Annotated in this window: 17 protein-coding genes; 10 read left to right on the top strand and 7 right to left on the bottom strand. The window is 72.2% G+C overall.

The genetic code is table 11. The annotated features are described in order from the left end of the window. The first annotated feature begins 178 nt into the window (after window positions 1–178). Window positions 179–1,942, top strand: coding sequence for a hypothetical protein (locus tag BCD49_RS12725; RefSeq protein ID WP_335341688.1), 1,764 nt, complete (start codon window positions 179–181; stop codon window positions 1,940–1,942). Between the two features lie 88 nt (window positions 1,943–2,030). Here BCD49_RS12725 and BCD49_RS12720 read toward each other — a convergent pair whose 3' ends face one another. Both BCD49_RS12720 and BCD49_RS12715 read right to left on the bottom strand, forming a co-directional pair. Then, window positions 2,031–2,663, bottom strand: coding sequence for a hypothetical protein (locus BCD49_RS12720; RefSeq protein WP_007511537.1), 633 nt, complete (start codon window positions 2,661–2,663; stop codon window positions 2,031–2,033). Between the two features lie 294 nt (window positions 2,664–2,957). After that, a complete protein-coding gene (locus BCD49_RS12715) occupies window positions 2,958–3,722 on the bottom strand; it encodes a class II aldolase/adducin family protein (RefSeq protein ID WP_106410171.1) in 765 nt (254 codons plus the stop codon). 156 nt (window positions 3,723–3,878) lie between these two features. Between BCD49_RS12715 and BCD49_RS12710 the strand changes: the two genes are divergently transcribed. Further along, complete coding sequence (locus tag BCD49_RS12710) at window positions 3,879–4,655, top strand: HAD-IIA family hydrolase (protein ID WP_051466771.1); 777 nt, start codon at window positions 3,879–3,881, stop codon at window positions 4,653–4,655. A gap of 84 nt (window positions 4,656–4,739) precedes the next feature. Here the strand turns inward: BCD49_RS12710 and BCD49_RS12705 are convergent, their stop codons facing one another. Beyond that, window positions 4,740–6,989 (bottom strand): arylsulfatase, encoded by a 2,250-nt coding sequence (locus tag BCD49_RS12705; RefSeq protein ID WP_007511529.1) that lies wholly within the window; start codon window positions 6,987–6,989, stop codon window positions 4,740–4,742. Window positions 6,990–7,141: 152 nt separating this feature from the next. Between BCD49_RS12705 and BCD49_RS12700 the strand changes: the two genes are divergently transcribed. The 5 genes from BCD49_RS12700 (at window position 7,142) to BCD49_RS12680 (ending at window position 11,673) form a co-directional block, all read left to right on the top strand. Beyond that, complete coding sequence (locus BCD49_RS12700; RefSeq protein ID WP_083401411.1) at window positions 7,142–7,966, top strand: TetR/AcrR family transcriptional regulator; 825 nt, start codon at window positions 7,142–7,144, stop codon at window positions 7,964–7,966. Further along, window positions 7,963–9,006, top strand: a complete 1,044-nt coding sequence (locus BCD49_RS12695; RefSeq protein ID WP_007511525.1) for a YndJ family protein — start codon at window positions 7,963–7,965, stop codon at window positions 9,004–9,006. The genes BCD49_RS12700 and BCD49_RS12695 overlap by 4 nt, the downstream gene beginning before the upstream one ends. After that, on the top strand, window positions 9,003–9,551 hold the full coding sequence (locus tag BCD49_RS12690; protein ID WP_007511523.1) for a DUF1990 family protein: 549 nt from the start codon (window positions 9,003–9,005) through the stop codon (window positions 9,549–9,551). The genes BCD49_RS12695 and BCD49_RS12690 overlap by 4 nt, the downstream gene beginning before the upstream one ends. A 143-nt stretch (window positions 9,552–9,694) precedes the next feature. Further along, entirely contained in the window at window positions 9,695–10,339 is a 645-nt protein-coding gene (locus tag BCD49_RS12685; protein WP_007511521.1) for a SigE family RNA polymerase sigma factor, read from the top strand. Continuing rightward, window positions 10,336–11,673 (top strand): hypothetical protein, encoded by a 1,338-nt coding sequence (locus tag BCD49_RS12680; RefSeq protein WP_007511519.1) that lies wholly within the window; start codon window positions 10,336–10,338, stop codon window positions 11,671–11,673. The genes BCD49_RS12685 and BCD49_RS12680 overlap by 4 nt, the downstream gene beginning before the upstream one ends. Window positions 11,674–11,865: 192 nt before the next feature. On the opposite strand, the gene BCD49_RS12675 is transcribed toward BCD49_RS12680, so the two are convergent. From BCD49_RS12675 to trhA, 3 genes are all read right to left on the bottom strand, one after another. Further along, on the bottom strand, window positions 11,866–13,158 hold the full coding sequence (locus BCD49_RS12675) for a PhoH family protein (RefSeq protein ID WP_007511516.1): 1,293 nt from the start codon (window positions 13,156–13,158) through the stop codon (window positions 11,866–11,868). Between the two features lie 511 nt (window positions 13,159–13,669). Beyond that, a complete protein-coding gene (locus tag BCD49_RS12670) occupies window positions 13,670–15,691 on the bottom strand; it encodes a thioredoxin domain-containing protein (protein ID WP_007511514.1) in 2,022 nt (673 codons plus the stop codon). A 354-nt stretch (window positions 15,692–16,045) separates the two neighbouring features. Continuing rightward, entirely contained in the window at window positions 16,046–16,678 is a 633-nt protein-coding gene (trhA, locus tag BCD49_RS42170; protein WP_425343338.1) for a PAQR family membrane homeostasis protein TrhA, read from the bottom strand. 410 nt (window positions 16,679–17,088) lie between these two features. On the opposite strand from trhA, the gene BCD49_RS12660 reads away from it, so the two are divergent. Continuing rightward, window positions 17,089–18,912 carry a phosphoenolpyruvate carboxykinase (GTP) gene (locus tag BCD49_RS12660; protein WP_071041510.1) on the top strand — a complete coding sequence of 608 codons (1,824 nt, stop codon included), beginning with the start codon at window positions 17,089–17,091 and terminating at the stop codon, window positions 18,910–18,912. 282 nt (window positions 18,913–19,194) lie between these two features. Beyond that, window positions 19,195–19,641, top strand: coding sequence for an alternative ribosome rescue aminoacyl-tRNA hydrolase ArfB (arfB, locus tag BCD49_RS12655; protein WP_007511508.1), 447 nt, complete (start codon window positions 19,195–19,197; stop codon window positions 19,639–19,641). Between the two features lie 136 nt (window positions 19,642–19,777). Here the strand turns inward: arfB and BCD49_RS12650 are convergent, their stop codons facing one another. Then, complete coding sequence (locus BCD49_RS12650; protein ID WP_007511505.1) at window positions 19,778–20,071, bottom strand: YiaA/YiaB family inner membrane protein; 294 nt, start codon at window positions 20,069–20,071, stop codon at window positions 19,778–19,780. A gap of 132 nt (window positions 20,072–20,203) precedes the next feature. On the opposite strand from BCD49_RS12650, the gene macS reads away from it, so the two are divergent. After that, on the top strand, window positions 20,204–21,559 hold the full coding sequence (macS, locus tag BCD49_RS12645; protein WP_007511503.1) for a MacS family sensor histidine kinase: 1,356 nt from the start codon (window positions 20,204–20,206) through the stop codon (window positions 21,557–21,559). Window positions 21,560–21,627 lie beyond the last annotated feature (68 nt).

Raw genomic sequence — 21,627 nt, 5'->3', positions numbered from 1 at the left:
GGATCAAACACGGAAAGTCACTCCGACGTTCGCCCACTGCGGCGGGCCACCCCCAAAGACGTGTCCCCGGCGACGTTCGCGACCAATGAGGTCAGACCTGCGGGAGCCGCCTGAACCCGCCACACCAGGACAGTCCAGGATGAAGGACGGCAATAGCACGGAGGCGGAGGCGAGGCCAGTGACCGGGACAGCGCACACCTCCCTGATCGGCGTCGGCGATCAGACCGGGACCCCGGAGGCGACGGCGACCACCGAGACGGGTCCCGGCCGGCCCGCGGCCCGCGGCCGGGCCACGCTGCGGCTGCTGGGTGCCGGCGTCGCGGCGGCGGTGCTGGCGACCACCGCGGTCGCCTGCGGTGGGGGCAAGGACAAGCCGACGGGGCCGCTCAACCTCACCGTTACCCGTGGCCAGGAGGTGTCGACGCCGTTCACCTCGACGGGTGGCGAGGTCATCCTCGACCTGGGCACGGCGTCGCCGGAGGCATCCTGGGGGACGAACGGCGGCGAGTCCGCGGTCATCTCGCTCTACGTCGACGACACCTACACGACGGACGTCGTCATCCCGGCGTCGTTCCCGATCCCCCRCAGCCTCGACCTGGGCAACGTGCCAGCCGGCAGCCACACGCTGAAGGTGAGGTTCGCCGATGACCGTTCCCCGGCCGCCACGCACACGGCCAACCTCACCGGCCTGAAGTTCCGCACCGTCACCGCCGCCGACGCCGGTTTCGCCGCCACCCAGTACGCCCCCATCATCTACGGGCGCAGCGGCCAGGGAGTGACGCCGGACGTCAACGGGCCGTTCCAGAGCGCGGTGACCGACACGCCGATGGTCGCGTTCCACACCGAGGCCACCTCGCCGAGCACCGGCAACAAGATCTACCGCTACTCGGTCATCTACTCGAACGAGGACGGCGCCGCCTCCGTCCCGGAGACGCTCGCCCAGTGGGGGCGCAGCACCGACATCGCCTGGGTCTACCAGGTGGAGGTCAACGCCGCCGGCCAGGCCGTCCCCGGAAGCGCCGCCGTCCAGGGCCAGGACGGCTCCACCGTCCCGTTCACCGGCGGCTACGAGGGCGCGCACCCCGTCATCCAGATCTGCGGGCTCGCCAACAACGTGTGCGGGAAGACGGACGGGCAGATGCGCTTCTCGCTGTCCGCGCTCGACAGCCTCGACCCGCGCAGCGAGGCGCCCGAAGGGATCATGGACCGCAATCCGTGGACCTACTGGATGATGTCGCAGGAACTCGTCCGCGAGGGCAAGACCGCCGAGGACCCGATCGACGACCCGTCCGCGAGCCCGACCGAGTCGGCCGGTGACCCGCGGTCCTACCTCTACCTGGTGCTGCGCAAGTCCACCCAGGGCACACCCAACACCGACGCGGCCTGGGTAGGGGTTTCGGTCGGCGTCAAGCTGGCCGGCAACCCGACGATCTACCGGTCGGACCTCGGGGTGGCGAAGTGGTCGCTTCGGCGCGACGAGCCGGCCGCGACCGCGATCGAGCTGCCGCCGGGATCTGTGGCCGAGGACATCGAGCAGATTCGCGCGATCCGGGTCGTCGGCACCGGTCGGGACAGCAGGGCGACGGTCCAGGTCGAGTCGATCGAGCGGGCGTTCTTCCTGGACGCCGACTACAAGCCGCAGGAGTCATTCCTGTTCGCGCCGGTAAAGGCCACGCTCACGTCGGCAAGCCCGGCCGTGACCCTGCTCGACCGCGCGAACGGACCGATCATCCGGACCAGCGCGTCCCCGACGGGGTCCGCCGACCCGAACGCGACGCCGTCGGCGACCGACACCGGGCTGCTGCCCGGTGTCACGATCGCCCCGAGCATGCCGTTGAACCTGCCCGGGAAGTCGCCGTCGGCGACCGCCACCCAGCCGTCCGCCCCGAGGTCCACCGACGCGACGCGAGCGGCAGCGCCGACGCCGACGACAACGCCCTGACGTTCCGTTCGTCCGCGCCCGCGGGCCGGCCCCAGCGGGGCTGGCCCGCGGGCGCGCCCTGGGCCTGGTCCTGACCCTGAGCCGGGTCTCAGCCCGCGACCGCGGACGCGGTCGGCGCGGGCGAGCCTCCCGACCCGGCGGCGGCATCCGCGACGCGGGTGCCGGGCGATGACAGCCGCGCCCAGGCCGTGTCGGCGGCGTCCAGCGAGGTGCTGGTCTCGGTCAGCAGGGTGGACGGGGGTACCTGGGTGCCGTCGAAGAGCTGCGCGCAGGATCGTGTGGCCCGCGTGAACGCGCGCAGGCCGTCCGTCCATGCCTGGCCCGCGTCGCCGGCCGGCGCCGCGACGCCGGCGCCGTCGGCGGCGGTCGCGTGCGTCTCCAGCAGGGCGCACGCGGGTTGGAGCGCCATCCCGTTGGCCTGGGCGATCGCCGTGCGGACGTCCGCCTCGGCCTGGCCGATGTCCTTGCGGTAGCCGTCGATCGCGGCGTACCACTCGTCGAGGTCGGGACCGGTGTCGGCCGGGGACTCGACAGCCGCTGCGGCGACCGTCGCCGGGGGCGGGGCGCCGACGGGCGTACCGCCGCCGCCGGTACCGCCGTAGACCAGGACCACGGCCCCCACCGCCACGACTCCGGCCCCGGCCAGGATCGTCAGTCCCCGGCGCCGTTCCGAGACGCTGAGCTCGTCCCAGGTCCGGTACTCCTTGCGCCGCCCCGCCACCCCGGCTCCTTGCGATCAGACCCACCCCGTGCCCCCCGGCGTCACCGAGGGTCGCGACCATGCCTCGACCGCGCCAGCGCGGGCCCAGGAGTCGGCCACCCTCAGGACAGACGCGCGGCCTCGGGTCTACGTTGTCCCGCCACGCGAGGCGCCGTCTCGTCCCACGCTGGGCGTTTTGCCGACGTTCCAGGAACCATGGGTTAAGTGGCACTCCAGTGGGACGAACATCCCGTTGGACCACCTGGTTCGGAGTGGATATGAGCCGCCCGGGGCGGTGGGCGGTGGTTGGCCGAGCTAGTCGAGGAGGTCGGGCTCGCGCCGGGTGATCTGGTCCCACAGGGGCTGGAAGTTCAGCCAGCCGGTGAGCGGGTTCCCGTTGAGGTCGTGGGTGAGCCGGGCGTTGTCGTGGGCGATGTGCTTCACCGTGCCCGCGGCCTTCGCCAGCAGTTGCACCTGCGCCGAACGCTCCATCGTGATGAACCACCAGGCGGCCGTGTCGACCGAGTCGCCCACGGTCAGCAAGCCGTGGTTGGCGAGGATGACGGCCTTGTGCCCACCAAGCGCCGCCGCGATCCGCTTGCCCTCGTCGAGGTCGAGCACGACGCCGCCGAACTCCTCGAACAGGCCGTGGTCCTCGTAGAACGCGCACGCGTCCTGCGTGATGGGCTCGAGCAGCTGGCCGAGGGTGGACAGCGCCCGGCCGTGGGGCGAGTGGCTGTGCGCCGCGGCGACGACGTCCGGCCGGGCCTGGTGGATCTGGGAGTGGATCGCGAACGCGGCCGGGTTCACCGGGTAGCGGCCCTCGATCGTCTCACCGGCCTGGTTGACCAGGATCAGGTCGCTCACCCGGATGTGGGAGAACGAGACGCCGAACGGGTTGACCCAGAAGTGATCGGTGAGCTCCGGGTCGCGCGCGGAGATGTGGCCCGCGACGCCCTCCTCGAAGCCGAACCAGCCGAATATCCGCAGGGCGGCGGCGAGCCGCTCCTTGCGGTGCTGGCGCTCCTGCTCGACGGTCTCGAACGTCGGCGGCAGCCGGAAGATCAGGTTGTCAGCCATGCCACTAGCGCACCACATGGCCTCCATGAGCCCGACACCGGATCGGCCAAAGGCACTGGTGACGTGCCTGTCGACCCGGTGCGAGCATCCGCAGGTCACTGACGGCAGAATCCCCGAGTCGTGGGCACTCGGGTCATTGAGAACTACCTCATCGACATGGACGGCGTCCTCGTGCACGAGGCGCAACTCGTCCCGGGCGCGGACCGGTTCCTCGCCTCGATCACGGCCGCGGGCCTCGGCTACCTGGTCCTGACCAACAACTCGATGTTCACGGCCCGGGACCTGCAGGCCCGGCTGCGTGGCTCGGGCCTCGACATCCCGGCCGACCGGATCTGGACGTCGGCGCTKGCCACCGCCAGGTTCCTCGACGCCCAGCGCCCCGGCGGGACCGCCTACGTCGCCGGCGAGGCCGGGCTGACGACGGCGCTGCACGAGATCGGGTACGTCCTCACCGACCGCTCGCCCGACTACTTCGTGCTCGGCGAGACCCGGACGTACAGCTTCGAGACGATCACCAAGGCGATCCGGCTGGTCCGCGACGGTGCCCGGTTCATCGCGACGAACCCCGACCCGACCGGCCCGTCCACCGAGGGCCTGCTGCCGGCGACCGGCTCGGTCGCGGCGATGATCACCAAGGCGTCCGGTGTCGAGCCCTACTACGTGGGCAAGCCCAACCCGCTGATGATGCGCACCGGTCTCAACCGCCTCTCCGCGCACAGCGAGACCACCGTCATGATCGGCGACCGGATGGACACCGACGTGATCGCGGGCCTCGAGGCCGGCATGGACACCGTCCTGGTCCTGTCCGGCATCACCGCCCGCGCCGACATCGGGCGCTACCCCTTCCGCCCGACCGCCGTCGTCGGCAGCGTCGCCGACATCCAGGTCGGCCAGGACGTCCGCACCCTGACGCAGGACGTCGAACAGGTGTAGCGCTTCGTCCCGGCAGCGCCTCGTCCTGGCAGCGCTTCGTCCCGGCCACCGCTCGCAACGGGCAGGCCACGCCTTACCGGTGCCTCACTCGACCTGGAGTGCCATCCGGAGGAAGTCGCGCTCGGGCGGCAGCTGCGAGCCGGCGTCGATCCGCACCTGGTGCAGCGTGCCGGTCCACGGGAACGGCGGGTCGTAGCCCTCGCTGACCGGCAGGCCGCGATCGGCGCCGAGCGTGATCGACGTGCCGCCGTGCTGCCAGACGAACGGCAGCGTGTGGTCGACGTGGATGGTCCCGACCGCCTCACCGTCGACGACGGCGTCGACGTGCAGGCCGCCCGCCGGCTCGGGCCGCAGCACCAGCCCGGCCCAGTGCCGGCCGGTGGGCAGCGGCCGGCCGGCCACCACCTCGAGGTCCGCGCCGGGAATGGCCGCCGCGACGCGCAGCGTCCCGTCCACGACGTAGGCGGCGAACCCACCGGTCCAGTCGCCGAGGGCGAACAGCACCCCGGCGGCTCGTTCCGCCGGGTCCGGGACCTCGACGTCGGCGATGATCCGGGCGCCGCCGAACATCAGCGGCAGCGAGTCGTCCGAGACCGGCCCGCCCTCCGGTCGAAGCACCACGGTCTGCGCCGGCGGGTAGGCGCGGGGCAGGAGCGTAGCGATCCGTTTGAGCATGCCGTCGTACAGCGGAAGCACGTTGTTCGCGCCCGCCTCGACGTACCACTGCCGCTCCAACCGCGCCACCACCTCGGGATGGTCGTCGGCTACGTCGTGCGCCTCGGAGAAGTCGTCCGCCAGCCGGAACAGGGACCAGCGGTCGTCGTCGAAGTGCCGGCTGCCCTCCATCAGCCGTTCCTCGTCGATGACCCCCTCCGAGACGTGGTCGGTGGTCGCCTTCCAGCCGTCGGCGATGATCGAACGGGAGCCGAGCATCTCGAAGTACTGCGTCGTGCGCGGGCTCGGCGCCGCCGGGTCGGTGAAGGTCGGCCGGAGGCTCGCGCCCGCGATCCGCTGCTGGCGCACACCGTCGACCGAATCGGGCAGCTCGATCCCGCAGGCGTCGAGAACCGTCGGCAGGACGTCGATCGCGTGGCCGACCTGGCCGCGCACGCCGCTCGCCGCCTGGACGGCACCGGCGTCGATGCCGGCCGGCCAGTGCACGATCATCGGCACCCGGGTGCCACCGAGCCAGGTGTAGCGCTTCCACAGCCGGAACGGCGTGTTGCCGGCCCAGGCCCAGCCCCAGGCGTAGTGCGGGTAGCCGCGCCGGCCGCCCCAGTCGTCCAGCCGGGCGAGGTTGTCGGTGAGGTCGTCGACGACCCGGTGGGTGAAGGTGTGCTCGTTGGACGTGCCGCTCACGCCGCCCTCGGCGCTCGCGCCGTTGTCGGACATCACGAACAGCAGCGTGTTGTCGAGCACGCCGAGCCGTTCGAGCGCTTCGACGACCTTCCCGATCTGCGCGTCGGTGTGCGAGAGGAACCCGGCGTACACCTCGTGCATGCGGGCGAAGACCCGGCGCTGGTCTGCGCTCAGGTCCGCCCAGCCGGGAACCCAGGACGGCCGCTCGGTGAGCGTCGTGCCCGCCGGAACGACCCCGGAGGAGAGCTGGCGGGCGAAGACCTCCTCGCGCCAGCGGTCCCAGCCGAGGTCGAAACGGCCGGCGTAGGCGTCAGCCCAGGACCGCTCGACGTGGTGCGGCGCATGCATCGCGCCGGTGGCGAAGTAGAGGAAGAACGGCTTGCCCGGCGCCGACTCCTGCTGGTTCACCACCATCCGGACCGCCTGGTCGGCGAGGTCCTCGGTCAGGTGGTAGCCGTCGCGCGGGCCGGCGGGCGGCTCGACGTAGGAGTTGTCGCGGACCAGCTCTGGCGCCCAGTGGTTGGCGTCGCCGCGCAGGAAGCCGTAGTAGCGCTCGAATCCGAGGCCCAGCGGCCACCGGTCGAACGGGCCGGCCGAGCTGCGCTCCCCGGACGGGACGAGGTGCCACTTGCCGACCGCCATCGTGTTGTAGCCGGCGTCGCGCAGCAGGCGCGGCAGGGTCGCGGCCGAGCGGGGGATGCGGGCGGTGTAGCCGGGGTCGGTCGTCGGCAGGTCGGCGAGGAATCCCATGCCGACCGCGTGGTGGTTGCGGCCGGTCAGCAGCGCGGCGCGGGTGGGCGAGCACAGCGCGGTCACATGGAAGCGGTTGTAGCGCAACCCAGCCGCAGCGAGCCTGTCCACGGCCGGTGTGGCGATGTCGGAGCCGTAGGCGCCGAACTGGGCGAAACCGAGGTCGTCGAGAAGGATCACGACGACGTTCGGCGCGCCTGCCGGCGGCCGGGACGAGGGCGGCATGTCTGTCAGCCTCCATGCTGTGACCGACCGGATCAATCTGACGGCAGCCAACCTCCTACCAACGCACCACCCAGCGCGCGAGTTGAACACGTTCAAGTTCCTGGCTAACGTCGATGCCGACGGGTTCCGCAGACCCCCACGGAAGGCGTCCGGTGGCTGGCGACGACAGCGCGAAGCTTCATGATCAGAACGACGGCGACCACAGTGACGGCGACCACCATGACGGCGAGCGCGCCGAGGACACGAGGGGCGGGGGGGGCGGGGGGGACGCGGGGCGGGCGCAACCCCCCGGCAGGGGCGCCGCGACCCGCGCGTTGATCCTCGAAACGGCCCTGGCCTCCTTCCGAGGCCAGGGCTACGAGCGGACCACGATGCGCGGGATCGCCCAGTCGGCCGGCGTCTCGCTGGGCAACGCCTATTACTACTTCGGCTCGAAGGAACACCTGGTCCAGGAGTTCTATGACGCCATCCAGGCGGGGCACCGGCGGCGAGCGGCCGAGGCGTTGCGGTCGCCGGACCTCGCGGACCGGCTGCGCCGCGTGATCCACGCGGGGATCGACGAGATGACGCGGTACCACTCCTTCGCCGGCTCGTTCATCAAGGTGGCCATCCCGCCAGGCGCGGCGGCCAGCCCGTTCAGCCAGGAGTCGACGGCGGCCAGGGACGCCGCGATCGGGCTGTTCCGGGACGTGCTCGAAGGCCCCGCCGATCGTCCCGGCGCCGCGCGGTCCAAGGCGCCGGGCGGCCCATTGGCGCCGGACCTGCCGGAGCTGCTCTGGCTCGCCTACCTCGGCATCACCCTGTTCTGGGTCTACGACACCTCGCCCGGCCAGGTTCGCACCCGCCGGCTGGTGGACGCGATCGCGCCGTTGATCGCCCGGTCGATCGCGCTGACCAGGGTGCCCGTGCTGCGCTCCGTCGCCGACGACCTCCACGCGCTGCTGTCCGAGCTGCGCCTGCCGGGCTCGCGCCGATGATGCGGACGGCGACCTCCTTCGCCGCGCTGCCGCGAGTGTCCGCGTCGTCAGTCCCGCCAGTCGTGTCAGCCGCGGCCCCGGCGACGGGGCTGACTCCATATGGCGCGACCCTGCTCGCCCTGCTGATCGCGATCGGCATGCTCGTCGTCATGCCGTGGGGGCTCGGGCTGCTCGACCTGCGCACCCTTGACCCGCTGCGCCGCCTGTGGCCGCTGGCCGCGCTGCCCGGCGCGGTGTCGTTCCTCGTCCCGCGCGGCCCGGTGGCGGCCGCGTTGGCCGGCGTCTACGCCGCCGGGACCGTTGCCCTGCTGGCTGCCCTGCCCGAGGTCGCGGGACGCGCGACGGACGAGTTCACGCGGGTCGAGCCCGGATTCGCGCGGGTCGAGTCCGGAGACGCCGGGCGCGACGACCCGCGCCGTGGCCGGCTGCCCGCCCCGGTCCGGGCGGCCATGGCGAGCGCGCTGGTCGCACCGGTGATCGCGTCCAGCGCGCTGGTGGCCACGGGCGCGGGCTATCCGCTCTTCGGATACTCGCCGACCGTCCTCGCGCTCACCGTCGCGCACTTTCACTACGCCGGCTTCGCCGCCGCACTCATCGCCGCCCTCGTCTGTCGCGCCCTGCCCGGTGACCCACGCGCTGGGGCCGCGGCCTGGTCCGTTCCCGCCGGCACCCTGGTCGTCCTCGCCGGGTTCTTCCTCTCCGACTGGGTCGAGCTCGCCGGCGCCGTGATCCTGACGGTCGGCCTGTGGCTGGCCGCCTGGCTCACCTGGCGGCGGATCCGTCCGCGCGGCGACCGGCTGGCGCGCTGCCTGGTGGCCGTCTCGTGCGCGGTGCTCCCCCTCAGCATGGCGCTCGCGCTCAGTTGGGCGGTGGGGCGAGCGGCGGGTCTCCCCCACCTCTCGGTCACCTGGATGATCGCCACCCACGGCATCGCCAACGCACTCGGCTTCGCGGTCTGCGCCCTGCTCGCCTGGCGCAGGCTCGACCGCCCCACCCTGGCGACTTCTACCCCGGCGACTTCTAGGGAGGCACGACCATGACGGCAGGCGACCGGCCCGACGACGACCCCCGCCCCTTCACGTACAACGAGGTCGGCGCGACCAGGAACACGTCTCTTCCCGCCGCCTACCATCACCTGCTTCACCAGGTGCCCGTCGCCAGCGGTGCCGCCGGCTTCCGCGCGGCGGCCGACGCGGTGCTCACCTGGCAGATGCACCGGGCGGCGGGCCTGCGCGTACCCACTTCCGCGCCGAGAGCCGCGCCAGGGGTGGCGGTCACCTCACGGCTAGGRCTCGGACCGCTCCGGATCAGCGCTCCCTGCCGGGTCGTCTGGGCCGACGACCAGCCGGACGCGGACAGCGCCGGCTTCGCCTACGGGACGCTGCCGGGCCATCCCGAGTCGGGCGAGGAATCGTTCGTGCTCACCCGGGACGGCGACGACGTCGTGTGGCTGACCATCAGGGCGTTCAGCCGGCCGGCGACACTCCTCCCCCGCCTCGCGGGCCCGATCGGCCCGATGCTCCAGCGCTACCTCGCCACCCGGTTCGCGAAGGCCCTCCGCCGCCTATCTGACGCCACGCGCTGACGGCTGGGCGCCGCGGCGCAGATCGACCGCTGACCAGGCAGCCGCAGGGATCTTCAAGGCACTCGTACGGAATCGCCAGGCATTGCCGGCAGGGCCGGATGCGTATGAGACAAGGCGATGCCGGACTTCCAGGGAGACAAAGCGTGCGGGCCGATGGTGACGCCAGCTTTGAACAGTTCGTCGCTGACTGCGCCGAGCGGCTGCTACTGAGCGCCGTGCTGCTCGTCGGCGGTGACTGGGCCGCGGGTGAGGACCTGCTGCAGGGCGCGTTCGAGCGCACCTACCGGCACTGGGGCCGGATGAACGACCCGAAGCCGGAGGCCTACGTCCGCCGCGCCCTGGTCAACGCGGCCACCTCGCGATGGCGCCGGCTGCGGGCACGGGTCAGCGAGGTGCCGCTGCTCGCCGACGACGACTGGGCCGCCAACCCCGCCGACCAAGGTGCGGATCCGGCAGACCAGCTCGCCGCGCACGAGGCTCTCATCCGGGCGCTACGCACCCTTCCCCCCAGGCAGCGGGCCGTCCTGGTGCTGCGGTACTTCGACGATCTGCCCGAGGCCGACGTCGCCGCCACCCTCGGCTGCAGCGTCGGCACGGTCCGCTCCCAGACGTCCCGCGGCCTGGCGAAGCTGCGCGGCAGCCACCATCTGCACGGCTTCACCCCACCGGGCCGCGCACCCGCTCCCGCGCCCACCGACGGCCCGCGGGCCGACATCCTTACCAACGAGACCGGGGAAACCACCGCTGCCGCCCCGGCGATCCGGCGCTCCCGTGGGGAGGCGCGGTGACCGCCACCGACCACACCCCGGCCAATCACCCCCCGACCGACGAGGACCTGGCCAACGGCATCCACGCCCTGCGCGGCCCGCTCTCCCGCCGTGGCGCCGTCGAACCAGCCGCGTTCACCGCCGGTGTCCACGCCCGCGCCCGCCGTCGCCGGATCTCGGTCGTCGCCGGCCTCGTGGCCGTCCTCGTCGCCGCCGGCGTCGTCATTCCTCTGCGCCTGCTCGGCGGCGGGTCCGCCAGTACCGTCGTCCCCGCGACCAGCCCGTCGTCGGCCCCTCCGCCGGCGCGCGCGGGACTCCACACCCACGGCGGTGTGACCGTGACCTGGCTTCCCACCGGGATGACCCATCGCGCCGACGCCGACGCGAGGGTCTACGCCGGCCCGCGTGGGGTCGCGCCCAACAACCTGGCCTTCGCCATCGAGCTCGACGACCTTCCCCTGCTGACCGCGGCGGCCGACCTGTTCGGCCCCTTCAGCTACATCAGCGAGTTCGCCCTGCCCGGCGCCACCAACCTGGACGCGGTGGCCGGGTCCGCGTCCACCGCCCCGGCCGCCGCGCTCGCCCCCCCGGCGCTGGTCTGGGTGACCGCCACCTGGGATCGCTACAGCCCGCGGGACACCGCCGGCATCGCCGCGCAGTTAACCAACCCATCCCTCGGGCCGGTCGGGAAGGTCGACGTCACCGCGACGACCGTCGCCGGCCAGCCCGCGGTCCTGGCCAGCGCCGACACCGACACCGGCGGCCGGCCGGGCCCCGCCGACCACCGCTACCGCACCGCACTGCTGTGGACGGCGCCGGACCACACCGAGCTGGCTGTCGAGGCCGCCGGGCCGAGCCCCGTGGACCCGGCCGTCGTCGCCCGGATCGCCGCGAGGCTCACGCTCGGCCAGCGGCCGGCCCCACCGGCGCCGCCGGACGACACGACGGCGGCGGCGGTCCGCGCGGCGTTCCACGACGCCTTCGCCCCCGGTGTCCCCGACAGCCGGTGGGCCGCAGCGGTCCAGGACGCCCCGGCGTTGGCCGCGCTCCACGACGAGATCGCGGCTCGGCATCCGGGGCTCGCCGCCACGCTCTCGGTACGGGTCGATCAGATGCTCACCGTCGCCCCGGATGCGGTCTCCGCCTGGCTCCTGGTCTCGTTCACCGACCCAACGGTGCCAAGTCGGCTCGGCCAGGGGACATCCATGCCCACCGTCCCCGGCGGGGCGCCGTCCTCGCCCAACGACACCTTCGGCGAGGCGGTGCACACCGCCAACGGCTGGCAGATCAGCCGGACGAGCTACTGCCATCTGATCGGCTCTCTCGGGGCGCCGGACCTGCGCTGCCCGTCCTGACCATCGGCCGGCCGGACCCAGGTGGCCGATGGGCCGGGTGAGCCGTTCCCCGGCACGGCGGAACAAGGCGACGGAACGGAACAGGGTGACGGATCAGGGCTGTCCCGTGATCCGCCACCCCGTCGTGCGCCGTGAGCCCGAACCGAGCCGTCAGGCGAGGTGTCCCTTTCCTCTGGAGTTCCTATGGAGCCCTTATAGGACGAGGTCCTCCAGCATCGTCGTGACCAGTGCGGCGATGGGCGAGCGCTCGGAGCGGGTCAGCGTGACGTGCGCGAACAGCGGGTGGCCCTTGAGCGTCTCGATCACCGACGCGACGCCGTCGTGCCGGCCGACGCGCAGGTTGTCGCGCTGCGCCACGTCGTGCGTGAGCACCACCCGGGAACCGGCACCCAGTCGGGAGAGCACGGTCAGCAGCACACCGCGCTCCAGCGACTGCGCCTCGTCGACGATCACGAACGAGTCGTGCAGCGAGCGGCCGCGGATGTGCGTCAGCGGCAGCACCTCGAGCATTCCGCGTTCGACGACGTGGTCGATGACGTCCTCGGAGACCAGTGCGCCGAGGGTGTCGTAGACCGCCTGCGCCCAGGGCGCCATCTTCTCGTTCTCGCTGCCGGGCAGGTAGCCGAGATCCTGACCGCCGACGGCGTAGAGCGGGCGGAAGACGACGACCTTGCGATGCGCGCGGCGCTCCATCACCGCTTCGAGGCCGGCGCACAGTGCCAGCGCCGACTTGCCGGTGCCGGCCCGGCCGCCCAGCGAGACGATCCCGATCTCCGGGTCGAGCAGCAGGTCGAGGGCGACGCGCTGCTCGGCGCTGCGACCGTGCAGCCCGAACGCCTCCCGGTCGCCGCGCACCAGCTTCACCGACTTGTCCGGGCAGACCCGGCCGAGCGCGGACGCGCTGCCGCCGGCGGCGGTCAGCACCAGACCGGTGTGGCAGGGCAGCTCGGCCGCGGCCGGGAGGGTCAGGTGCTCGCCCGCGTACAGCCGGTCGAGGTCCTCCTGGCTCACCCCGAGCTCCGCCGTTCCGCCCCAGCCGGTGTCGACCGGCTGCAGCGCCCGGTACTCCTCGGCGTCGAGGCCGACGACGGAGGCCTTGACGCGAAGCGGCATGTCCTTGGTGACGAGGACGACGTCGTCGCCGTCCGCGGCCAGGTTGAGCGCGACGGAAAGGATGCGCGAGTCGTTGTCACCGACCCGGAACCCCGGTGGTAGCACTGTCGGGTCAGTGTGGTTGAGTTCTACTCGCAGGGTGCCGCCGGTCTCCAGCGGCAGCGGGTGGTCAAGCCTCCCGTGCTTTATGCGTAGGTCGTCCAGGATGCGCAGCGCCTCCCGGGCGAACCAGCCCAGTTCGGGGTGGTTTCGCTTGGCCTCCAGCTCCCCAATCACAACGAGGGGGAGCACGACGTTGTGCTCCGCGAATCGCAGCAGCGCGCGAGGGTCAGACAACAGCACGCTTGTGTCGACGACATGCGTTCGTGGCACACGCCCACCCGCTTACTAGGAGTTGTCCGGGAAGAGCCCCACAGGGGGCCGGGTCCCGGCCTCCTGGCGTTGTCGCGACTGCGGCACGTAGGGGCCTCCCAGCGGTCCAGCCCAATGCCGGACCACGACTTGAGACGTCAGGGCATCACGGTAGCCGCAGGTCGGAGCGTTGGCGACCAACTTTGCCGAACACGTCGCGAAAGTACATCGACGCCTTCCGTAACGCAGATGCCACGGCATCACCATGACCGCCGACATCGGACGCGAACCGTTACCCTGCGCATTCGCCATGAGCCATGACGTCGCCGCGTCGACGCCTGCGCGATGCGGCCGAAGGCGCTGCCGTTACGTGATACCCGTCACCCCCCGGCCACGCCGCGATCGCTGTCCAGCACGAACTCACGCCGCGCTCTATCACCCTCCGCTCATACCCAACAGAAGACGATCATCACTCAATCGGTCCCCCCGCCCAAGCCGGTCACGGACAGCTACCGGCGAGGCGCGCGGAGGCTCAGGCCGGCAGGCGCGCGCCGAGCAGGCGGCGGACCTCTTCGGCCGTGCGCGCGGGTCGCTCGCAGACGAAATGCCGGCAGACGTAGACCCCGGGCTCGGGACGGTCGACGGTGAGCGGTCCGGCCGTCACCACGACCGTGCCGGGCGTGGTGCCAAGCCGGGCGAGCCGTTCCAGGTCGGGCCGGCCGACGACGGCGACCTCGGGCGGGCCGGCGAGCAGCGCCTCCGCGACGGTGCCCGCGTGCCCGGCGAACCGGGCGTCCCTGGCGAGCAACGGGGCGAGCAGGCCGATCGTGGCCTCGGCGTCCTCGCGGTGCCCCGCCGAGCCGGTGAGYGCGGCGTAGGTGAGCAGCGCGCCGGCGAACGCCGACTGGCCCGAGGGGGTCGCCGAGTCGGAGACCTCGCGGGGCCGGCGCAGCAGCGTCGGCGCGTCGTCCGCGGTGTCGTAGAAGCCGCCGTCGGCGGCGCGGAAGCGGGCTCGGGCGACGTCGAGCAGCTGGCCCGCGAGCTCCAGCCACTCGACGGCTCCGGTCACCTGGTGCAACGCGAGAAAGCCGTCGGCGACGTTGCCGTAGTCGTCGAGCACGCCCACATTGGGACCCACCCGGCCGTCCCTGCTGGTGCGGCGCAGCCGGCCGTCGACGAGGTGCACGTCGCGCAGCAACACCGCCGCTCGCTCGGCGGCCGTCACCCACTCCGGCTCCTCGAACAGCGCGCCCGCCTCGGCGAGCGCGGCGACCGCCAGGCCGTTCCAGCTCGCCACCACCTTGTCGTCGCGCGCCGGCTGCGGGCGGGCGGCTCTCGTGGCCGCGAGCGTGGCCCGGACCCGGGCGAACCGGTCCGCGTCGTCGGGGTCCGCCGGCAGCGCGAGCACGGATGACCCATGCTCGAACGTGCCTGTCGCGGTGACCTCGAACAGGTTGGCCGCCCAGGCGGCGTCATCCGGGCCGAGCGCGTCGGCCAGCTGCCCGGGCGTCCACACGTAGCTCGCCCCCTCCACCGGCTGGTGGGGGTGGCCATCCGTGTCCGAGTCCGAGGGCGGTACCGCGTCGGCGTCCAGGGCTGAGGCGAAGCCGCCCTGCGGGGTGCGCAGATCGGTGAGCAGGAAGGCGGCCGTCTCGCGGACCACCCGCGCGGCGAGCGCGTCGCCGGTCGTCCGCCACAGGTGCAGGTAGACCCTCAGCAGCTGGGCGTTGTCGTAGAGCATCTTCTCGAAGTGCGGGACCGTCCACGTCGCGTCGACGCTGTAGCGGGCGAATCCGCCGGTGAGCTGGTCGTAGATCCCGCCGCGGGCCATCCGTTCGCAGGTGAGGGCGACCATGCCGAGCGAGCGCTCGTTCCCGGTGCGGGCGTGGTGACGCAGCAGTAGCTCGGCGACCATCGACGGCGGGAACTTCGGCGCGCCGCCGAATCCGCCGTGACGGGGGTCGAACCTGGCTGCGAGCTGGTCGACCGCGGTGTCGAGCAGCTCGCCGTCCAGCCGGATGGCCGGGCCGCGGCCACCGGCGACGGGCGCCTCGGCGGCCTCCGCGAGCTTGCGGGCGATGTCCGCGCCGGAGGACTCGATCTCCTCGCGGCGGGTGTCCCAGGCGGACGACACCGCCGAGAGGACCTGGCGGAACGAGCCCATCCCGGGCCGGGGGGTAGGCGGAAAGTAGGTGCCGGCGAAGAACGGCTCCCCCGTCGGGGTCAGGAACACCGTCATCGGCCAGCCGCCGTGCCCGGTCAGCGCCATCGTGACGTCCATGTAGACGGAGTCGACGTCCGGGCGCTCCTCCCGGTCGACCTTGATATTGACGAAATGCTCGTTCATGTAGGCCGCGGTGGTGTCGTCCTCGAACGACTCGTGCGCCATGACGTGGCACCAGTGGCAGGACGCATATCCGACCGAGAGCAGGACCGGAACCTGCCGGCTGGCCGCCTCGGCGAACGCCGCCGGCTCCCACGGCCACCAGTCGACCGGGTTGTCGGCATGCTGCAGCAGATAGGGGGACGTCTGGTCAGCCAGCCTGTTCGCCACAGAAGCTCCTTAACGCGGTCACGACACAGTCTGTGACGCTATTGCCCAACGACGCCTTCCCGCCCGCCGCGCGGGCCGACCAGGCCGACGTCGTCGGGTGGGACCTCGTTCTAGTGACGCGTTCCCCCAACCCAGCCACAGATCGTGACGGCGCATCAGCGCAGTGCCAACCCGGCCACCTCGTCAGCCCCCGATCCAGCCCAGCCACCGCCATATGCCTCGGCCCGGAACCACGTGGAGAGGGCGCTCAGCGCCCCGGACCTCCCAGATCGGCTCCGCAAGCTCCGCCGATCCGGCAGGAACCCCGAGGCGCTGCCCGGTTGTGGGCGCGGAGCGTCCAGCAACGGGAGCGCCCTAGCGGTAGATGGCGAGCATCAGCGCGACGTAGTGGCAGCAAGCCGCGACGAGGGTGAACGCGTGGAACACCTCGTGGTAGCCGAAGACCGTCGGCGACGGGTTCGGGCGGCGCAGCGCGTAGATGATCGCGCCGACGCTGTAGCAGGCGCCGCCGACGACGAGCAGGGTCAGCGTGGCGACGCCGGCGGTGTGCAGGACCTCCGGGAAGACGAAGACCGCGACCCAGCCCAGCGCGATGTAGAGGGGCACGATCAGGTAGCGCGGTGAGTGCAACCACAGCATGCGCAGGACGACGCCCAGCGCCGCCCCGCCCCAGACGACGGCCAGGATCGGCTGCGCTATGTGTCTGGGCATGGCCAGCAGCGCGAAGGGCGTGTACGTCCCCGCGATGAAAACAAAGATCATCGAGTGGTCGAGCCGCTTCATCAGCGCGCGCGCCCGTGAGGTCGACCACATGGTCCGGTGGTAGAGCGCACTCGTCCCGAACAATGCGGTGATGCTGATCGCGTAAACGCCGACCGCGAGCCGGGCGCCGAGCGTCGTCGGCAGCGCCACGGCCACCACGCCGAGCGCCAGACTTACCGGAAATGCGCCCGCATGTAGCCATCCCCGCATGCGCGGTCGCGTCAGGTCACGCGGGTGAGCCCGCTTGTCGGCGCCGTCCTCGGCGCGGTTGCCGTCAGGTCCCGGCCCGGTCGGCTGCGTCGCTGCGTGAGTGACCACGCCAGAACGATAACCGCACCCGCCCCCGAGGGCGGTGCGCCCCGGCGCACCGGGCCTGGCCAGCCCGTCCCGATGCGTGATGGATCCAACGTTTCCGCCCCCCGGCGTACCGCGCGACTGTGCATGGAAAGAGCGGTACAGTCTAATGATCCTGAACGCGGCCTCGAGCGTCCCCAGTACAGACTTCACAGGGTAGCGGCTTCCACTGTAGCCGTTGGTTTGTGACCGCCGGTACACGAGGTCGTTCGGGTGCGCAAGCTGCACCTGTATACCGAGGCGAGAACGCGGCAGGTTCGACGCGAGCGGAGGTGTGAGCTGTGACGACCGCGGCACAGATTCCCGGGYTGGATGCCGCCCCGACCAAGCACGCCAGGTTGATCRCCTGGGTGCGCGAGATCGCCGAACTCACTCAGCCGGACCGGGTGGAGTGGTGCGACGGCTCCGCCGAGGAGTTCGACCGGCTCACCAGCCTGCTCATCGAGCGCGGGACCTTGGTGAAGCTTAACGAGGAGAAACGTCCCAACAGCTTCTACGCCGCCTCCGACCCGAACGATGTCGCCCGCGTCGAAGACCGGACATACATCTGTTCGGAGAATCGCGAGGACGCCGGTCCGACAAACAACTGGGTCGAGCCAGAGAAAATGCGCGGCACACTTCGCGGCTTGTTCAGCGGGTGTATGCGAGGCCGCACCATGTACGTTGTGCCCTTCTGCATGGGGCCACTCGGATCGCGTATCTCCGCTCTCGGCGTCGAAATCACCGACTCTGCATATGTGGCGATCTCGATGCGCACGATGACGCGCATGGGCGCCCCGGCACTCGAGCAGCTAGGTGAGGACGGCTTCTTCGTGCCGGCGGTGCACTCGCTTGGTGCCCCGCTGGAGCCCGGACAGGAAGACGTTCCGTGGCCGTGCAACACCACGAAGTACATCGTGCACTACCCGGAGACCCGGGAGATCTGGTCGTACGGCTCGGGCTACGGCGGCAACGCGCTGCTCGGCAAGAAGTGCTACGCGCTGCGGATCGCCTCGGTGATGGCGCGGGACGAGGGCTGGCTCGCCGAGCACATGCTGATCCTCAAGCTCACCTCCCCGAAGGGCCAGGTTCGCTACGTCGCGGCGGCCTTCCCGTCGGCGTGCGGCAAGACCAACCTGGCGATGCTCATCCCGACGATCCCCGGCTGGAAGGCCGAGACGGTCGGCGATGACATCGCCTGGATGCGCTTCGGCGAGGACGGCCGGCTCTACGCCGTCAACCCGGAGGCAGGCTTCTTCGGCGTCGCGCCCGGCACCGGTGTCGACACCAACCCGAACGCGATCGCGTCCCTGTGGGGGAACGCGGTCTACACCAACGTCGCCCGCACCGACGACGGCGACGTCTGGTGGGAGGGACTGACCAAGGACAAGCCCGCCCACCTGATCGACTGGAAGGGCCGCGACTGGACGCCGGACTCGCCCGAGCCCGCCTCGCACCCGAACGCCCGGTTCACCGTCCCCGCCGGCCAGTGCCCGACCATCGCCGACGAGTGGGAGGACCCGCGCGGCGTGCCGATCTCGGCGATCCTGTTCGGCGGCCGCCGGGCCACGGCGGTGCCGCTGGTGACGGAGGCACCCGACTGGCGGCGCGGCGTGTTCTTCGGCTCGATCGTCTCCTCGGAGACGACGGCGGCACAGGCCGGCGCGATCGGCCAGCTGCGCCGCGACCCGTTCGCGATGCTGCCGTTCTGCGGCTACAACATGGCCGACTACTTCGCCCACTGGCTCTCGGTCGGGCAGAAGGCTGACGCCTCGAAGCTGCCGCGGATCTACTACGTCAACTGGTTCCGCAAGAGCCCCGAGGGCAAGTACCTGTGGCCGGGCTACGGCGAGAACAGCCGCGTGTTGGCCTGGATCGTCGGCCGGCTGGAGGGCGAGGCGGACGGCGTCGAGTCCGCGCTCGGCGTCCACCCGACGACGGAGTCGTTCGACACGGAAGGCCTGGACGTCTCCGAGACCGACCTCACGGCCCTGCTCACCCTCGACACCGAGGTGTGGAAGCAGGAGGCCGCCCTGATCCCGCAGCACTACGACACCTTCGGCGACCGCCTCCCCGCCGAGCTCTGGGCCGAGCACGAGGCCCTGGTGGAGCGACTGGGCAGCTAGCCACCACCCCGGCCGACGCCTGACCCAGGCCGACCCGCCCTACGCCCGATCCGGCTCGCGCCCGACGATCGCCCCCGCTGCTCCCATCGGCGGGGGCGATCGCCGTTTCCGCCCTCCGGTGGTCGTCGAGCGGGCCGGTTCACAACCACGGCAGGGCACAGACAGCGTCAAGCTACCGCCGGCGGATTCGCTCGCCGCCTCGGCCGGCGTCCGGTTTATCCGGTTCCGGCGGGCGGGGGATCCTGGCACCATGGGTTCATGCCCGAGGAGCCTGTCGCACGCGTGCCCCAGGAGCGGGCCGCGCGCGCGGTCCGCCCGGGCTTCGCGTTGCCCGAGACCGAGCTGCGCTGGCGGTTCTCCCGCTCGTCCGGTCCCGGCGGCCAAGGAGTGAACACCACCGACAGCCGGGCCGAGGTCCGCTTCGACGTCGCTCGCTCGCGTGCCATCCCCGAACCGCTGCGCGAACGAGCTCTTGCCCGCCTGGCCGGGCGCCTGGTGGACGGTGATCTCGTCGTCACGTCCTCCGAGCAGCGCTCCCAGCTGCGCAACCGCGAGGCGGCGCTCGACCGGCTCGTCTCGCTGCTCCACGACGCCACCGCGCCGCCGCCCCGGCGCCGCCGCCCCACCAAGCCCAGCAGGGGCTCCGTCGAGCGCCGCCTGGACACCAAACGCCGCCGCTCGGCGACCAAGCGCACCCGCCGGCCGGGCGCCTCCGACGCCGACGGGTAGGACGTCGACGGGTAGGACGTCGACCGCTCGTACACCCGCCTGTTCAGGCACCCGGTTGCTCGGAGATCGACTGCTCAGACACCGGGCCGCCCGGACATCCCGACATCCGGGTGTCCGAGCGGCCGACGGGTGGTCGTCACGTGTTGGAGGTCGTACGGAACGGGTCGTGCTCGGCGAGCAGGCGCTCGAGGCGGACCTGGTCCACCCGGCTGACCACGCTGGCCGTCTCCTGATGGTCGCGCACGCACTTGGCGAGCGTGAACGTCGAGGTGACGACGTAGAGCAGGCCGAGCCCCAGGAGCCCGCGCATCCAGGCGTCGCCGGGCAGATACGCGATGGCGACCAGGACCGAGACGGTCGAGACGGCGAAGGACAGGATGGACTGCACGAAGAATGACGTGGTCGTCCGCGAAGCCGGTGGTTTCGTCATGCGGCCAGTGTCGGGACGAACGCGGCGGCCGACCTGAGCCAGAGCACACACGATGTCCTGAGTAAGTACGCTCAGGTGCGTTCTGACCGCTTCTGCGAGACTGGCGCCGTGTCTGGCGGCAGGAGCGCGACAATGGCGGGCGGCGCCGACGACACGGTGTCGGACGGCGCCGACGGCGCGGTATTGGGAGCGGCACCCGGTGGGCGGCAGCCCTTCCACGCTTCGAGCACCCGGCTGACCGAGCTGGGCGTGGTGATCACCGGTCGTGGCCCGGATGGCGTGCGTGGCGCGCTGTGGCGGTCGCTCTCGGTGTTCCGGTGGGTGTCGCTGGGCTATGCGGCCGTCGCCGGGGCGGCGCGGCTCGACGACGCCTACCGGCCGGCGCTGGGCGTCGGCCTGCTGGGTGTGATGGTCGGCTGGTCGGCGGCGCTGTCCGTGCTGGTGCCCCGTGCCAACCGAGGGAACCGGTCTCGCCTGCTGCACGGCCTCGTCCTCGCCGACGTAGCGGTCTGCGCTGGCCTGGTGGCCGGCGCCGAGCTCGTCGGCCCGCGGGCGAGCCATGCCCTGCCGATGATGTGGGTGACGAGCGGTGTGTTCAGCGCCGCGCTGCTCTGGGGCGCGGCGGGCGGGATCGCGAGCGGGCTGCTGATGTCGGCCATCTTCATCGCCGAGTGGCGGATGCTGACCGACGCGCTGGTGGGCACGAGCATGCTGCTCCTCGTCTCGGGCGCGGTGGCCGGGCACCTCAGCCGCACGGCGCTGCGCGCCCAGGCGGCGCTCACCGACGTGCTGGAGGCGCGCGCCGGTGACGCCGAGCGCGAGCGGCTGGCACGCCGGGTGCACGACGGCGTGCTGCAGGTCCTCGCGCTGATCGCCCGGGAGGCACCACGAGGAATGCCGACAGCGGAGGTGGCGAGGCTCGCCGCCGAGCAGGAGGCCCTGCTGCGCGACCTGTTGCGCACTCCAGGCCCCGGCGGGCCGGCGACGACCGCCCAGGGCACCGCGCCCGTCCTCCTGGCAGGTCCCGGCAGGTCGAACGGGCCGGTGGGCCGGAGCGGTGCCGCTGGCACCGACCTCGCGGAGGCGCTGCTGGCCCTGGCGCACGCCACCGGTGAGCCAGCCACCGGGCGACCGGCCCGGCGGCTGGTGGTGACGGTCGCTACTCCTGGGGTCCCGGTGCTCCTGCGGGCGGACCGGGCCGCCGAGGTCGTCGCGGCGGTGCGGGCGGCGCTGGACAACGTCGCCCGGCATGCCGGGGCTGGTGCGTTGGCCTGGGTGCTGCTGGAAGACGATGGTGACGAGGTCGCCGTGACGGTTCGCGACGATGGTGTCGGTATCGCGCCGGGACGGCCCGAGCAGGCGGCGGCCGAGGGGCGCCTTGGCCTCGCGGTCAGCGTCCGCGGGCGCATCCGTGACCTGGGTGGCGAGGTCGCGGTGTCCGGCCGCCCCGGCCAGGGAACGGAGGTCGAGCTGCGTGTCCCCCGATGAGCCGGCGGGATCTGGCGCGACACCCGCGGGGTCGGGACCGCCGGGCGACGCCGCGCCAGAGCAGCCGC

Origin of the sequence: Pseudofrankia sp. EUN1h (assembly GCF_001854645.1) — a bacterium.
Taxonomy (GTDB): domain Bacteria; phylum Actinomycetota; class Actinomycetes; order Frankiales; family Frankiaceae; genus Pseudofrankia; species Pseudofrankia saprophytica.
This window is presented reverse-complemented; position numbering and strand designations above follow the sequence as displayed.